This window comes from Kiloniella sp. (genome assembly GCF_048270245.1).
GTDB lineage: Bacteria > Pseudomonadota > Alphaproteobacteria > Kiloniellales > Kiloniellaceae > Kiloniella.
Window position 1 is genome coordinate 395092 of record NZ_JBLWTH010000003.1, and the last position, 14909, is coordinate 410000.

Annotated in this window: 14 protein-coding genes; 10 read left to right on the top strand and 4 right to left on the bottom strand. The window is 46.0% G+C overall.

Annotated features, from left to right (window positions below; genetic code table 11):
- Positions 1 to 33 precede the first annotated feature (33 nt).
- The 3 genes from carB (at position 34) to ACN0W5_RS09525 (ending at position 4492) form a co-directional block, all read left to right on the top strand.
- Positions 34 to 3294 carry a carbamoyl-phosphate synthase large subunit gene (carB, locus tag ACN0W5_RS09515; RefSeq protein WP_417453898.1) on the top strand — a complete coding sequence of 1087 codons (3261 nt, stop codon included), beginning with the start codon at positions 34 to 36 and terminating at the stop codon, positions 3292 to 3294.
- A 78-nt stretch (positions 3295 to 3372) separates the two neighbouring features.
- On the top strand, positions 3373 to 3849 hold the full coding sequence (greA, locus tag ACN0W5_RS09520; RefSeq protein ID WP_299380907.1) for a transcription elongation factor GreA: 477 nt from the start codon (positions 3373 to 3375) through the stop codon (positions 3847 to 3849).
- A 79-nt stretch (positions 3850 to 3928) separates the two neighbouring features.
- Entirely contained in the window at positions 3929 to 4492 is a 564-nt protein-coding gene (locus ACN0W5_RS09525) for a histidine phosphatase family protein (protein WP_417453899.1), read from the top strand.
- Between the two features lie 7 nt (positions 4493 to 4499).
- Here ACN0W5_RS09525 and ACN0W5_RS09530 read toward each other — a convergent pair whose 3' ends face one another.
- Both ACN0W5_RS09530 and ACN0W5_RS09535 read right to left on the bottom strand, forming a co-directional pair.
- Positions 4500 to 5150 (bottom strand): lysozyme inhibitor LprI family protein, encoded by a 651-nt coding sequence (locus ACN0W5_RS09530; RefSeq protein WP_417453900.1) that lies wholly within the window; start codon positions 5148 to 5150, stop codon positions 4500 to 4502.
- Positions 5151 to 5175: 25 nt separating this feature from the next.
- Positions 5176 to 7275 (bottom strand): S9 family peptidase, encoded by a 2100-nt coding sequence (locus tag ACN0W5_RS09535; RefSeq protein ID WP_417453901.1) that lies wholly within the window; start codon positions 7273 to 7275, stop codon positions 5176 to 5178.
- Between the two features lie 125 nt (positions 7276 to 7400).
- Here ACN0W5_RS09535 and ACN0W5_RS09540 point away from each other — a divergent pair, with 125 nt between their 5' ends.
- From ACN0W5_RS09540 to ACN0W5_RS09550, 3 genes are all read left to right on the top strand, one after another.
- Entirely contained in the window at positions 7401 to 7577 is a 177-nt protein-coding gene (locus ACN0W5_RS09540; protein ID WP_417453902.1) for a DUF4169 family protein, read from the top strand.
- A gap of 203 nt (positions 7578 to 7780) precedes the next feature.
- Complete coding sequence (locus ACN0W5_RS09545) at positions 7781 to 8203, top strand: MerR family transcriptional regulator (protein ID WP_417453903.1); 423 nt, start codon at positions 7781 to 7783, stop codon at positions 8201 to 8203.
- A gap of 3 nt (positions 8204 to 8206) precedes the next feature.
- Positions 8207 to 8590 carry a carboxymuconolactone decarboxylase family protein gene (locus ACN0W5_RS09550; RefSeq protein ID WP_417453904.1) on the top strand — a complete coding sequence of 128 codons (384 nt, stop codon included), beginning with the start codon at positions 8207 to 8209 and terminating at the stop codon, positions 8588 to 8590.
- A 125-nt stretch (positions 8591 to 8715) separates the two neighbouring features.
- Here ACN0W5_RS09550 and ACN0W5_RS09555 read toward each other — a convergent pair whose 3' ends face one another.
- Positions 8716 to 9405 (bottom strand): cell wall hydrolase, encoded by a 690-nt coding sequence (locus ACN0W5_RS09555; protein WP_417453905.1) that lies wholly within the window; start codon positions 9403 to 9405, stop codon positions 8716 to 8718.
- 709 nt (positions 9406 to 10114) lie between these two features.
- On the opposite strand from ACN0W5_RS09555, the gene ACN0W5_RS09560 reads away from it, so the two are divergent.
- The 4 genes from ACN0W5_RS09560 to ung all read left to right on the top strand — a co-directional run bounded on the left by ACN0W5_RS09560 (position 10115) and on the right by ung (position 14212).
- Positions 10115 to 10948, top strand: a complete 834-nt coding sequence (locus ACN0W5_RS09560) for an AsmA family protein (protein WP_417453906.1) — start codon at positions 10115 to 10117, stop codon at positions 10946 to 10948.
- A gap of 183 nt (positions 10949 to 11131) precedes the next feature.
- Positions 11132 to 12397, top strand: a complete 1266-nt coding sequence (locus ACN0W5_RS09565; RefSeq protein ID WP_417453907.1) for an FAD-dependent monooxygenase — start codon at positions 11132 to 11134, stop codon at positions 12395 to 12397.
- A 168-nt stretch (positions 12398 to 12565) separates the two neighbouring features.
- A complete protein-coding gene (locus ACN0W5_RS09570; protein WP_417432287.1) occupies positions 12566 to 13483 on the top strand; it encodes a LysR family transcriptional regulator in 918 nt (305 codons plus the stop codon).
- Positions 13484 to 13513: 30 nt separating this feature from the next.
- Complete coding sequence (gene ung / locus ACN0W5_RS09575) at positions 13514 to 14212, top strand: uracil-DNA glycosylase (protein WP_417453908.1); 699 nt, start codon at positions 13514 to 13516, stop codon at positions 14210 to 14212.
- 46 nt (positions 14213 to 14258) lie between these two features.
- On the opposite strand, the gene ACN0W5_RS09580 is transcribed toward ung, so the two are convergent.
- Complete coding sequence (locus ACN0W5_RS09580) at positions 14259 to 14801, bottom strand: glycine cleavage system protein R (protein ID WP_417453909.1); 543 nt, start codon at positions 14799 to 14801, stop codon at positions 14259 to 14261.
- Between the last annotated feature and the right edge of the window lie 108 nt (positions 14802 to 14909).

The following is a 14909-nucleotide window of genomic DNA, read 5'->3' on the forward strand; positions in this document are numbered from 1 at the left end:
GAGCAAACAGACAAAAAATGAGTAAAGCAGACCATGCCTAAAAGAACAGACATCAAATCCATTATGATCATCGGCGCGGGGCCGATCATTATCGGTCAGGCTTGTGAGTTTGACTATTCCGGTGCTCAGGCCTGTAAAGCGCTACGCGAAGAAGGTTACCGGGTTATTCTGGTAAACTCGAACCCGGCGACGATTATGACTGATCCAGGTCTTGCCGACGCCACCTATATCGAGCCGATCACACCGGAAATTGTTGAAAAGATCATCGAGAAAGAAAAACCCGATGCGCTTTTACCAACGATGGGCGGTCAAACAGCCTTGAATACAAGTCTTGCACTTGAACGTTCAGGTGTTTTGCACAAACACGGCGTTGAAATGATCGGCGCAAAAGCTGATGTCATTGAAAAAGCTGAAGATCGCTTGCTGTTCAGAACGGCCATGGAAAAAATTGGCCTGAAATCTCCACGCTCCAGCGTTGTTCATTCATACGAAGAAGCTCTGGAAGCTCTGGAAACAGTTGGCATTCCCGCAATTATCCGCCCGTCTTTCACCCTAGGTGGTACAGGCGGCGGCATTGCATACAACCCTGAAGAGTTCGAAGAAATTGTCAAAAGCGGTCTGAAAGCCTCTCCAACCAGCGAAGTTCTCGTTGAACAATCTGTCCTAGGATGGAAAGAGTACGAAATGGAAGTTGTCCGCGACAATGCTGACAACTGCATTATTATTTGTTCCATCGAAAACATTGATCCCATGGGCATCCACACGGGCGATTCCGTTACTGTGGCCCCGGCCCTGACGCTGACAGATAAAGAATACCAAATCCTCAGAGATGCCTCTATCAACTGTCTACGCGAAATTGGTGTTGAAACAGGTGGCTCAAACGTACAGTTCGGCCTTAATCCTGAAAACGGCGAGCTCGTGGTTATTGAAATGAACCCACGTGTATCACGTTCTTCCGCTCTGGCATCCAAAGCAACGGGCTTCCCGATTGCCAAGATCGCGGCAAAGCTGGCTATTGGTTATACATTGGATGAGCTTAAAAACGATATCACCAAAGTTACCCCGGCATCATTTGAGCCTACGATTGACTATGTCGTCACCAAGATCCCGCGCTTTACCTTTGAAAAGTTCCCGGGTGCAGAAGATTACCTGACCACAGCGATGAAATCTGTGGGTGAAGCAATGTCCATCGGACGCTGCTTTGCTGAATCAGTTCAAAAAGCGCTACGGTCCATGGAAACTGGCCTAACCGGATTTAACGAAGTTGATATCCCAGGCGCCGTCGATGCAAACGGCAATGTTGATAAAGACACGGTTCGCTCTTTCTTATCTAAACCAACAAAAGACAGAATGCTGACCATTGCGCAGGCACTGCGTCATGGCTTGACTGTAGAAGAGATCTTTGACGTCACAAAATTTGACCCATGGTTTGTGCGCCAGATCGAAGACATTGTCCTGATGGAAAATGATATTCGTGAAAACGGCCTGCCAAAAGATCGTCAATCCTTCTTGAACCTCAAGAAAATGGGCTTTGCCGACGCACGTCTTGCAGAACTGACCAATCAGGAAGAAGCAAACGTCACCAAGCACCGTCACAGCCTGAACGTCACCCCGGTCTTCAAGCGGATTGATACATGTGCGGGTGAGTTCCCATCCACAACGCCTTACATGTACTCTTGCTACGAAGGCGACGGTGTTAACCCCGCGGAATGTGAATCCGATCCAACCGATCGTGAAAAAATCATGATCCTTGGTGGCGGCCCCAACCGTATTGGTCAAGGTATCGAATTTGATTATTGCTGCGTCCACGCGGCCTATGCTCTTAGTGATGCAGGTTACGAGACCATTATGGTCAACTGCAACCCGGAAACAGTGTCCACCGATTACGATACTTCGGACCGTCTCTATTTCGAACCTCTTACAGGTGAAGACGTTATCGAAATCGCTCGCAAGGAGCAAAGCAACGGCACCCTCAAGGGTGTGATTGTACAGTTTGGTGGCCAGACGCCTCTGAAGTTGTCTCAGGCTCTCGAAGATGCGGGTATTCCGATCCTCGGTACATCTCCAGATGCCATCGACCTTGCAGAAGATCGCGAGCGTTTCCAGAAACTGTTACAAAGCCTTGACCTGCGCCAACCAATCAATGGTACAGCAACAACCAGAGAAGAAGCTTTTGCTGTTGCTGAACGTATTGGTTTCCCCGTTGTTATCCGTCCGTCCTATGTTCTTGGTGGTCGTGCAATGGAAATTATTCACGAAACCAGCCAATTGGAACGCTACATCAACACAGCTGTAAAGGTATCAGGTAAAAACCCTGTCCTTCTTGACGGCTATCTACAAGATGCAATCGAAGTTGATGTTGATGCGATCTGTGATGGCAAAGATGTCTTTGTTGCCGGGATTATGGAACACATCGAGGAAGCGGGTATTCACTCTGGTGACTCAGCCTGTTCTCTACCACCTTACAGTCTGTCCGAAAGTATTATTGCCGAGATTAACAAGCAAGCTCATAAACTTGCCCTCGCCCTTAATGTTGTTGGCCTGATGAATGTTCAATTCGCAGTCAAAGACGATGTTGTTTACATTCTCGAAGTAAACCCGCGTGCCAGCCGGACAGTACCATTTGTTGCCAAAGCAACCGGAAATGCCGTTGCCAAAATTGCTTCCCGTGTTATGGCAGGCGAAAAACTTACTGATATTGATTTGATCACTGAACGCGGCGAACATATCGCCATCAAGGAAGCTGTCTTCCCCTTCAACCGTTTCCCCGGTGTTGATGTCATGCTTGGCCCTGAAATGCGGTCAACAGGCGAAGTTATGGGATTGGATACATCCTTTGGCCGCGCGTTCCTCAAAGCGCAAATGGCCGTTGGCATTGATCTTCCTGATGAAGGAACCGTCTTTATCTCTGTAAAAGACCATGACAAGAAAGTTATAGAAGGCCTCGCCAAAGATCTTTTGGATATGGGTTACAAAATTGTCGCAACCAGCGGTACAGCAACCCACCTACAAGATAAAGGTTTGGAAATAGAGCGTGCCCTGAAAGTTCGCGAAGGTCGCCCGAACATCGCCGACCATATTAAATCCGGCAAAGTTGACTTGATCATCAATACAACCGAAGGTGCCAAGGCAATTGCGGACAGTTTTGATATCCGTCGTGGCGCCCTTGATAGCTCGGTTCCATACTTCACAACGGCCAATGGTGCACGCGCCATGGTAGAGGCTTTAAAAGCAAAAAGAGAAGGCCTACTTGAAGTCGAGCCACTTCAGGCTTACTTTAAAACTTCGTTCTAATTTAAGTGGCTCCCGATTCTGCCCTAAAACGGTGGTGGAATCGGGAGTAACTGTTTGTAAATACGCCTGGAAAAGCGAATGAGTGAAAAGTTTCCTATGACCAAGGAGGGCCTTGTCCGCCTTGAAGAAGAGCTTCGTAACCTGAAAGTTGTCGAACGTCCGGCAGTGATTCGCGCGATTGCCGAAGCACGCGAACACGGCGATTTATCAGAAAACGCCGAGTACCACGCCGCTCGTGAAAAGCAGAGCTTTATCGAGGGTCGTGTTCTTGAGCTTGAAGCGAGAATTTCCCGTGCAGAGGTTATTGACGTTGCCACAATGAGCGGTTCAACCGTGAAGTTTGGTGCCACAATAACCATTGCCGACGAAGATACTGACGAAGAATCGACCTATCAGCTGGTTGGCGATCTGGAAGCAGATGTAAAAGCTGGCCGTATTGCCATTACGTCGCCTATGGCGCGCGCAATGATTGGCAAAGAAGAAGGCGATTCCATCGAAGTCAGAACACCTGCGGGTGAAAAGGGCTATGAAATCGTCAAGATTGAATATGTTTAAGCTATAATTTTTTGGCTAATTGCTACCCGGTATTTCATTGGAATACCGGGTATTTTTTTACCTTAAATGGAATCACTCTATGCTGCTTCACAAAGAATTTTATTACATCCGGCATGGCCAAACCGATTGGAACGCCAAAGGTTTGATGCAGGGTTTTACCGATATTCCCCTGAACGAGACCGGACGAAAACAGGCTTACGAGGCAGCAGAAGCGATTAAAGGCACAGAGATTAAAACCATCTGCGCCAGCCCCCTTGGGCGGGCTTTGGAAACAGCCAAGATCCTTAACGAAGTTCTCAATTGCGAACTCATCATTCTAGATGATCTTAAAGAAGCCTGCTTTGGAGATCACGAAGGTTTAGTTGACGATGGATGGTTCGAAGCTTGGAAAGACGGTGAATTCACCCCAGAAGGCGCAGAAACAAGACTTGAATTTATTGAACGCGCAACAAAAGCCGTCAACAAAGCGATAGATCGCCCCGGCCCGGTTTTAGTCGCAGCCCACGGCGGTCTCTACGGAGCGATCAAACATTATTTTGATTTACCCGATTATGAGCCACTACCAAATTGCGCCCTGTGCCACCACACCCCACCGAATACAGGAAATTCCCTTTGGCATCGACAATTTGTGAACTCCGTGTAGAAGTAGCTTATTCAAAGAACCGAACAGTTTGATAAAAGAATGACCGAGCAAGCTCACGTCTTAGAGAAGCACTATGAATTCTCATGATAGTTCCGCCTTGCTCTTGCCCATAGGTATAAAAGCTATCCATCAAACTTGTTTCATACGCCAGCCACTTCTTTCTTGCCTCAGAAAGCTGTGTATACACTGTTTCTGAGGCACTTTGCGAAAGCTCATCAAACAGATACTCACTCTCTCCGTTCCAGCGTTCAGCGCTTTGATGAAAACACCCTGCAATGTCTAAAGTTGTCATAGCGGTCTCGAGACAAGCTTTCTCTAGCAGCTCAATCGGATTATCTTCTGGAGCAAAGACAACTTTGAAAAAAGTGCCCTCTGCCATCCGATGAATTCCGGCCCCCTTCTTTGCATCTAAGACCCGCTCAAACTTTTCACCTACGGTCCATTTCTCAATTTGTTCAAAAGAGACAAATAGATAATAGAAGGCGGCCTCAATTTCCTTGTTTTCCTTAGTTTGGAAATACACATAACCAGGGTCATGGAACTCTTTATAAACAAGTTCTCCAACAACCAAAGCTTCGGGTTTCTCTTCCGCCTTTACACCCGAAATCGCAAAAAGGAGAGAGAAAATTGTCAAGAAACACCAATACTTTACTCTCATATCCGCCTCCCCCTTTGCATATCACCTAAATTTCAAACACCTTGATCAAAAACGCATCCATCAGGGCCACTTCTTTCAAACGCTCAAAACGGCCAGAAGCACCACCGTGGCCGGCGGACATATTGGTTTTGAAAATCAGATGATTACTGTCTGTTTTAAGTTCACGCAAACACGCAACCCACTTAGCCGGTTCCCAATAGGTGACACGCGGATCAGTTAGCCCGGCTGTGACCAGCATGTTTGGATAATCTTGTGCCGTCACATTATCCACGGGTGAATAGGATTTAATATAATCGTATGCCTCTTTACCCGCGATAGGGTTGCCCCATTCCGGCCATTCCGGCGGCGTCAGCGGCAGGGTTTCATCACACATGGTTGTCAGCACGTCCACAAAGGGAACATCAGCCACAATCGCCTTGAAGAGATCAGGCCGCATATTAGAGATAACGCCCATTAACATACCACCAGCGCTGCCACCATGTGCCGCAATCTGTCCCGCGGCGGTATAGCCCTCGGCAATTAGATGCTCTGCTGCAGCAATAAAATCGATGAAGGTGTTTTTCTTTTTGTCCATTTTACCATCGAGATACCAACCATAGCCCTTATCTGTTCCGCCGCGAATATGGGCGATAGCATAGACAAAGCCACGATCGACAAGTGAGAAGCTGTTGCGCATAAAACCTGCAGGGATTGCATTCCCATAGGAACCATAGCCATAGAGCAACAAAGGCGCTTTGCCATCCAGCACCGTATCATTTCTGTGAATCAATGAAATCGGCACCAGTGCACCATCGTGCGACGGTGCTAATAACCTGCGAACCACATAGTCATCCGGATTATGTCCGCTCGGAATTTCATCTTCCTTGCGCAATGTCCGTTCCCGACTTTCCATATCGTAATCGAACACACGCGCGGGTGTTGATGGTGATGAATAGCTAAAACGCAGTGTCTTGGTATCGAACTCATATCCGCCGGACATGCCAAGGCTATAAGCCTCTTCATCAAAAGCAATTTCGTGTTCATTGTTATCAGAAAAATGCGTCACGATAATTTTTGGCAGACCTTCGACACGCTCTAACCTTGCCATGAAATCTTTGAACACAAGCAAGCTCAAGATCAAAGCACCGGGCTTATGTCTGACCAGGTCTTTCCAGTTTTCTCGTCCTGCTTTGTCCAAAGACGTTTCACAGATTTTAAAATCTACAGCCTTATCGGCGTTAGTCAGAATGAGAAGACGCCCTTCATGATCACTAACTTCATACTCAATGCCCGGTTCACGTACAGAAACAACAACGGGCTTTGAAGCCGGTTTTTGTGCTGGAATTAAATGAACTTCGGATGTTTGGTGATCATGCGCTAGTATCTGAATAAACTTGCCGGACTCACTTTTCCCGATGCCAACAAAGAAGCCGGGATCACTTTCTTCATAAACAAGTACATCAAGGTTTTCATCATCACCCAGATAGTGCCGTAGCACTTTTGACGGACGATGGTTGTCATCTAATACGGTATAAAACAGCGTTTGATTATCTGCTGCCCACACCACAGAACCGGATGTGCTGTCGATCACATCGTCCAGTTCTGATCCGGTTGTGAGATCCTTGATTCTCAACGTGTAATATTCAGAGCCTTTTTCATCGACACTATAGGCGACATAGCGATGGTTTGGACTGTGTGAACAGCTCGCGATCTGGAAAAAATCTTTGCCTTCGGCCTTTTCATTACCATCAAGAAGAACAACTTCGTCACCTTGGCCGTCTGTTGGTTTGCGACAAAAAATGGGGTGCTGCTGCCCTTCTTCATACCGCACATAATAAAGCCAAGGGCCATCCGGCGATGGCACTGAAGAATCATCTTCCTTAATACGCCCTTTTAACTCTTCGAACAGTAATTTTTGCTGCTCTTCCGTATCTGCCATCACAGCTTTGCAGTATCCGTTTTCCTGTTCGAGGTAATCGCGAATGTCCGGCGCGAGCTTATCCGGTTGTCGCATAACTTCCTGCCAGTTATCTGCCCGTAACCATGAATAAGGATCTTCACGTCGGTCACCATGTAGTTCATGCACGTACGGTTTTTGCTGCGCTTTTGGGGCAAAATCATTTTCAGATACTGGACTGCGGGTCATCATGGCTCCATCTGGTCTTAAAAAGTTCTGGTACAGAAGCATTAAATGGTTACATCATATTAGGAAACAAGAAATGACAGGAAATTGCATCTGGCAACACATCATGCAGAAGGCAACAAAATTTTATGAGTAACGTTATCAATCTAAGGCAAGCGCGTAAGAACAAAGCGCGTAAAGAAAAGGCCACCAAGGCTGATGATAACCGTGTTGAGTTCGGCCGGACAAAGACAGAAAAAGAAATTTCCAAAGTCGAAAAGAAACGTCAGACAAAAATTATCGACGACCATAAGCTAGATTCATAAGTCATTCCCTCCCCTAGTTATAAAAAGCAGCGTCAGCGCCTGACGCTTTTAAATATATTTCATAAAAACACTCTTGACCTAGAGTGCACTCCAGCACTTACCATTTGATTTGTTCTCCCCAAAGCAAAGGAGCACTCGGGATGCTCTAAAAGAGCTGTCGGTACAGAACACCTCTACACACGGCAAAACAACTTAGGAAAATTATGTATATCGGTGAGCTTTCAGCCCAGAGTGGTCTTTCCATAGATACGCTTCGTTACTACGAGAAAATCGGCCTGATCCCGGACCCGACAAGAAATCAAGGGGGGCGCCGTGTTTATCAGGAATCAATTAAAGATTGGATTACCTTCCTAAAGAAACTTCGCGCCACCGGAATGGGAGTAAAAGACATGGCCCGATACGCTGCTTTGCGTGAAATGGGTCCGAAAACAGCAAACCAAAGACGCCAGATGCTCGAAGACAGACGGGATATTGTCACAGCAAAGATCGAAGAACTCTCAGATTGTCTGAATTTATTAAATTACAAAGTTGATCTGTATGAAAAAATGGAACGCGACGGTCTGGAAACAAGCTCTCCACTGGAAGCGAAAGTTCAAACCAAAGGCTTATTGAAAAAGGAAGATTAAATAATGGATAAATCCGCATTACAAAAAGGGCGTGATTATGCAGCAGAAAATCTCGCCCCAAACTTAGAAGAAATTTTAGGCGAACGATACGATGAAATGGTCCCGGGCATGTCAGAAAGCCTGATCGAATGGGCCTATGGACGCCATTATTCTCGTGAAGGCCTCGACGCAAAAACTCGACAACTTTGCACCGTAGCCGCCTTGACCGTACTCGGCGGGCATACAGCACCCCAGCTAAAAATCAATATCGAGCACGCGCTTAAAAGCGGCGCGAGTAAAAAAGAAATCGCAGAAGCAATCTGGCAAATGGCAGTATACGGCGGATTACCTGCGGCCATTAATGGATTAAATTCGGCCAAAGAAGTCTTTGACGCCCAGAAAACTTAACCCACGAACTTAATCCACGAACTTAATCCACGTCTGAAAATTAAATATCTAACGTATTCTAAAAAACCGCTCACAAAAAAAGCGCCATAAACGGCGCTTTTTACTATTTCGGGATCAGCGTGAAGCTACTTTACTTCTAATGAAGCAACTTCCAAATCATCCGTTTTCTCACGATAGAAAATATGGCGGCCAATGGTTGGCCCTTCGTCAAAAGCTGTACGCCATTTTGGGTTCACATAATCAGCGTGATACCAAAGGGCGCCTTCACTAACATCATTAGAAACACCCCAATACACATACCGAGCTAACTTTTGTGCCTCATCCCAAGACGCCTGATCTTTAATTTCGTCTTTCTTACCGTCACACCACCAAGAAAACTGGCACTTGTTCAAGCGAGAAGAACCACCCTGTTGAACCACACCACATATCGTGGACGGGAAGCGCTTGCTTGCAACACGATTGAGGACAACATGGGCAACAGCACGTTTACCACTTGTATTTTCACTGCGGGATTCAAAATAAATATTCTGTGCTAGACACTCTAATTCAGTATCATAGCTTGCCGGCGTCGGACGGCGGCGCTCTAATTCTGGTAGGACAGCGTAATCACGCGCCAACGGCCGTACATCAACAGGAGAAATAAAGTCATCTTCTGCCACCTGAACGGCTAGAGCATTTTGCTGCGCTTCAGGTGCAATTAACCCAGCACTGATAACAAGTGCAAACAAGAATGACGAAAAACCATACCAATGGTTACGGAATTGGCCACGTAGCCCATACCCTACACGTCTGATCTGTCGTAAACCACGTCTCATTTAAGTACCTCAGCTTATCACTTCAGCAGCTTCTTCAAGCCCGTGCCCACACAGCCTGTATCATTGTGAGCGTACCCCGATGTGGGGATGAATTGAAAACAAACAACCCTATGTCGCTTGTTACGACCAAATCTTTACAAGAGATTAACACAAAGAGTCAAAGAAATATTTATCATGAATTAGAGACAAAAACGTCTCAAACTACTTACACTCACCATGAATACACTAACTAAAAAACACTTTTACTTTAATTTATTCATCTTTACTTTAAATAAAGAATAATAAGCCATGCAACTTTCGCATGCACCCTATGCCCACTAATCAAAAATGCTGATATTTATTGTGATAAAAATGAGACCTAAAAAAATAAACGCCAACAACACACCAAGACATTGATTTATAATTGTTTTCTATAAATAAGCCATTTTTGACGAATTCTTTTCGTTAACAATTTTTATTTAAAACAATCATCGTGGTAAAATTACAACAGCCGAAAGGCATTCGAAACCCTCTGATAACGTCCCGACTTTCATTAACCTTTTTACTTCAAGCGTTAACCATATTTACTGCATGTAAACCTGTTGGTTTTCGCGGATTCACAAAAATCCTCCCCCAATTTGGCTCCCATTTTGCGGTATATACCTATAGATTTTGGCTACCACAAATGCTTTAGTGCGCTATCAGATCAACCTCGGGGAAGCCTGAAATTATGAACAAGACTATTAAAATTGCCGGTATTACACTTATTACAATTGCCGTCCTAATCGTTGCCGGTGTTATTTTCATATACTCATCACTGGATTCAATCGTTAAAGCCGCTGTCGAAAGCGTTGCTTCGGACATGACCCAGACAGAAGTCACGCTTGATAACGTCTCTATTTCGCCAACGACAGGTGAAGGTAGCCTATCCGGTTTCCTTATGAGTAACCCGCAAGGCTTCAAATCAAGCGATGCTTTCAAATTTGAAGAAATCACAATTAAGGTTGACCCAACGTCTATCGCCAGCGATGTAGTGGTTATCAACGAGATCCGCATCAAGGCCCCACACATCACCTATGAAGTCGGCCCGCAAAAAAGTAATATCGACACAATCAACGAAAATGCTCAGACAACCAGTAACTCTAATAATAGCGACAACAGTGCGGGTTCAGGCCCTAAATTCATCGTCGAGCACCTATACCTAAACGACGGCGAAGTTTCTGTAGCTGCTGCGCCGCTTGGGGATAAAACAATTGATGTTGATTTACCCAACATACACCTTAAAGACATCGGCAAAGGTGATAGCGGAGCAAGCCCGGATGTTATTTTACAAGCCGCGCTTGGTGCAGTGACAAAAAATATTACCCGCGCGCTTAACTCTGTTGATCTAGAAGGCATTGCAAAAGATGTAAAAGGCCGTGTTCAGGATCTATCAGAAGGGGCCGCCAGCGGTGCTTCAGCAGTAACCGATACGGTTGGTAACGCTGCATCTGGTGCTTCCGACGGCATTAAAGACGCCGCTGATGGTGCTGGAAATGCCATCAAAGGTCTGCTTGGCGACTAAAAAGACCGCGATAAAAGCAACGATGGAATGGGGCCCTTGACAACAAGCGGCCCCGTTTTTTTTATCACTTCGCAAAAATCTCTAAACTGTGACAAGACAACACCTTGCACCACTGGTACTTTGAGGGTACCTCAGAATACAAAATAATACCTTCCGCATTCAGCACAGGTGTAACCAGAAACCATGACCGACCAAAATTCTTCCGCAGCACTTGCAAATCAGGTTCAGATTATTGGTGGCGGATTGGCCGGATTAGGTTTAGCCGCAGCACTTGGCACCGCAGGCATAAAAACGCTTTTGGTCGACCTAGAACCGCCTTTGCCCGAAAATGCCTATCAAGATGCAAAAGATAATCGTACCACTGCGCTCATACAAAATTCGATAAATCTGCTCAACGCCTGTGGCGCGTGGGCCGGATGCGAAGAACACGCAACGGCGCTGACCGTCATGCGCATTGTTAATCTGCCACGGGGAAAACAGAAATACCCCAGCTCAACTGATTTTGATTCCAGAGAGATAAATGACAGCCCCTTTGGTTTTAATGTACCCAATGCAGTTTTACGAAGAGCATTATGTGACAGATTAACGGAACTGCCCGCCGTCACCCACCTAACATCAACCAAGATGGAAAAACTGGAAGAAGGCGACAATGGCTATACCCTCACCCTGTCAAACGGGCAACGTTCTATAGCAGAATTGACAATTGGTGCTGATGGAAAGAACTCCCCCAGCCGCAAAGCTGTTGGCATCAAATCCATGTCCTGGCCCTACCCACAAACAGCCATAACCTGTTACATCGAACACAGTAAATCACACCAGAATGTTTCAACAGAAACCCATTTCCCAGCTGGCCCTTTCACTCTCGTACCAATGACAGGAAAACGATCGTCCATCGTTTGGGTAGAAGAAACTTCCTTGGCGAAAAAAATGCTCGCTTTGGACGAAGAGGCCTTCACAAAAAAACTGAAAGAGAAGATCAAAGGGCGCCTTGGCAATGTAAAGCTATTTGGAAAACGTGGTGGGTTTCCTATATCTGCCATGCTCAGTAATTCTTTCCATGCCAGCCGCTTCGCTCTTATCGCCGAAGCAGCACATGCACTGCCACCTATTGCGGCTCAGGGACTTAATCTGAGCTTACGCGATGTTGCCGTCTTGGCAGAACTACTTATCGATCAAAATAATAAAGGAAACGATCTGGGCGACACTCAGCTACTTGCTGAATACGACAGGGCCAGACGCTTCGATGTTGTGACACGCTTGGCGGCTGCCGATGGCCTTAACAGATTTGCCTCAAATGACAGCGCGATTCTTCACAAAGTCAGGGACCTTGGACTATCCGCTGTGCGGAATTTTGCCCCGCTGCGCCACTTCATGATGAAATCGGGAATGACATCCCCACTTGGAACGCCAAGCCTGATGACAGGTAAAGAAATAAAAAAACAAAGCTAATGTCGCCAAGGATACATGACTCTGCCGTTTTGAGTAATGGCTTTCAAGACATATCCCCTTATATCTTTTAGGGATATGTTGTATACACCCTATGTCAGGAATTCGGCACGCCGTAGTTCTCAAAACGAATAAAAATATAACTCTATTGCACGACAGGAGATAACGACCTTGGATTTGCGCCAATTGGAACTACTCTGTGCGCTGGCGCGCGAAAAGCATTTCGGACGAGCCGCGAAAAATTGCCACATCTCACAGCCGGCCTTTTCTGCCCGAATTCGACAGCTAGAGAACGAGCTCGGCGTTCCAATCGTCAAACGTGAGCGTAGCTTCCAGGGACTGACCACCGAAGGTGAATTGGTTGTTACGATCGCCCAGCGTATTCTGGCCGAAGCGCGGACCCTCAAGCAATCCCTCAGTCAAATGAGTAAAGGCTTGGCGGGGCATTTACGGATTGGGGCCATTCCATCGGCAATGCCAATGATGTCGCTGATCAAGAATCCTTTTTGCGAAGCTCACCCCAATATAACTGTTTCAATTCTGTCACTCTCTTCAGCAGAAATACAGTTAGGCTTGGAAAAGTTCGATCTTGAAGTCGGCGTCACCTATCTGAGTGATGAGCTTAGCACCAACGTCGAAAGTCACGAACTTTACCACGAAGAATACTCCCTTATCCACAAGGCAGACGGCCCATTAAAAGGCACAAAGACAATAACCTGGCAAGAAGCTGCCGAGCTGCCGCTTAGCCTATTAACAAGGGATATGCAATATCGTCGTATTATCGATAAAACATTTGAGGAACTCGATTGTTTTGTCACGCCACATACGCAAACCAACTCTATCACACAGCTTCTTCATGAAACGCGATTTGGCAACACATCCAGCATTGTTCCGATTAGCCTGATCCATGTCCTGCGTAACCTAGAAGGCGTCGTTGCAATTCCCCTGTCCGAACCAAGACTTGTCAATAAAATCGGTATGATTATCGCCAAAAGAGAACCAAGTTCCCCCATCGCAAAAGAGTTTTTCAAACACACCAAACGTTTGGATGTGGAAAAACTGCTGCTTGAAGCGGGGCAGGAAAGCTAAAATAATTATCGATTAACTCTGAAACCTGACATGAATACAACAGCAGACACAGTAAAGCTTGATCCTAGCTGGAAAGAAGCGCTTTTTTCCGAGTTCAACAAAGATTATATGCGGAATCTTAAAGCCTTTTTGAAGCAGCAAAAAGACAGCAAGAAAGTTATATTCCCCAAAGGTAACGAGCTTTTCCAAGCCCTTGATCTTACGCCAGTTGATAACGTGAAAATCGTTATTCTGGGGCAAGATCCATATCATGGCCCCGGTCAAGCACACGGGCTGTGTTTTTCTGTCAAACCGGACGTTCCGATCCCTCCCTCTCTTAAGAATATCTATAAAGAAATGGAGCAGGATCTTGGTATCTGCCAGCCACCTCACGGCTATCTCAATTCTTGGGCGGAACAAGGTGTCCTACTGTTAAACTCGGTTTTAACCGTTGAACAGCATAAAGCCGGATCGCATCAAGGTCGTGGCTGGGAAATCTTTACTGATAAAATAATAGAAACGCTAAACCAAAAACATAGCGGGTTAGTGTTCATGCTTTGGGGAAGCTATGCGCAAAAGAAAGGCGCTGTCATAGACCGAGACCGGCATCTCGTTTTACAATCGCCCCATCCATCGCCCTTAAGTGCCCATCGCGGATTTTTTGGCAACCAGCACTTTTCACAAGCAAATGCATATCTGGAACAGAAAAAAAAGACAGCCATCGACTGGTTACTCCCTGAAAACCCTTAAGCATTCAGGACCAAATTCTCTGGCTGCCTTTTGATAGCTAACGCAGTTAAATCCGTGTCACAGTTCCCTTTAGGTCGTCCATGGTGATATCTACAAATAACTGATTTGCCAGCTCTTCCAACTGATCCCGAATACTGTCAACAGGCATAGATGTGGGAATGGCAATATTAATCTCTGCGTTAAAAATGCGCTCAGAAGACATTGCACCATCCTGACAATCAGTAGAGATCTCATTAATGCCGATTTTCTTCTCTGCCAAGGCATGTGAAATGTCTTGAACAATACCGGGATGATCTGGACCAATTATCTCGAGACTAAGTTCACGCAAGGTCTCATCAGAGCCAACTTTGGTTTCTTGTTCGATGATGAGCTGACAGTTTGCACAACCAAGAGACTGTATATCGCTCTCTAAAGCCTTGTGGTTCGCTTCGAGGACAGAAACGCGAACGATACCTGCGAAGTTACTGGATAGCCTAGTCATCCTACTTTCCAGCCAATTACCACCATGCTTATTCACCATCGTGGCCAGGTCATCAACCAACCCCGGCCGATCAGAACCAATAACTGTAAGGATAATGGTATTCGCCATGACACAATTCCTTTTCCCTGTGCATTATACAATTAGTATAAATTGTTGACCGCTCTCCATTTATACAAAAACGACTTTATTTGCCTATTTAATGACATAATATTTCAA

Coding starts and splice junctions, on each gene's coding strand:
- carB (WP_417453898.1), top strand. CDS start 34: ATGCCTAAAAGAACAGACATCAAATCCATTATGATCATCGGCGCGGGG.
- ACN0W5_RS09525 (WP_417453899.1), top strand. CDS start 3,929: ATGCTGCTTCACAAAGAATTTTATTACATCCGGCATGGCCAAACCGAT.
- ACN0W5_RS09555 (WP_417453905.1), bottom strand. CDS start 9,405: ATGAGACGTGGTTTACGACAGATCAGACGTGTAGGGTATGGGCTACGT.
- ACN0W5_RS09540 (WP_417453902.1), top strand. CDS start 7,401: ATGAGTAACGTTATCAATCTAAGGCAAGCGCGTAAGAACAAAGCGCGT.
- greA (WP_299380907.1), top strand. CDS start 3,373: ATGAGTGAAAAGTTTCCTATGACCAAGGAGGGCCTTGTCCGCCTTGAA.
- ACN0W5_RS09545 (WP_417453903.1), top strand. CDS start 7,781: ATGTATATCGGTGAGCTTTCAGCCCAGAGTGGTCTTTCCATAGATACG.
- ACN0W5_RS09530 (WP_417453900.1), bottom strand. CDS start 5,150: ATGAGAGTAAAGTATTGGTGTTTCTTGACAATTTTCTCTCTCCTTTTT.
- ACN0W5_RS09550 (WP_417453904.1), top strand. CDS start 8,207: ATGGATAAATCCGCATTACAAAAAGGGCGTGATTATGCAGCAGAAAAT.
- ACN0W5_RS09580 (WP_417453909.1), bottom strand. CDS start 14,801: ATGGCGAATACCATTATCCTTACAGTTATTGGTTCTGATCGGCCGGGG.
- ung (WP_417453908.1), top strand. CDS start 13,514: ATGAATACAACAGCAGACACAGTAAAGCTTGATCCTAGCTGGAAAGAA.
- ACN0W5_RS09560 (WP_417453906.1), top strand. CDS start 10,115: ATGAACAAGACTATTAAAATTGCCGGTATTACACTTATTACAATTGCC.
- ACN0W5_RS09535 (WP_417453901.1), bottom strand. CDS start 7,275: ATGACCCGCAGTCCAGTATCTGAAAATGATTTTGCCCCAAAAGCGCAG.
- ACN0W5_RS09565 (WP_417453907.1), top strand. CDS start 11,132: ATGACCGACCAAAATTCTTCCGCAGCACTTGCAAATCAGGTTCAGATT.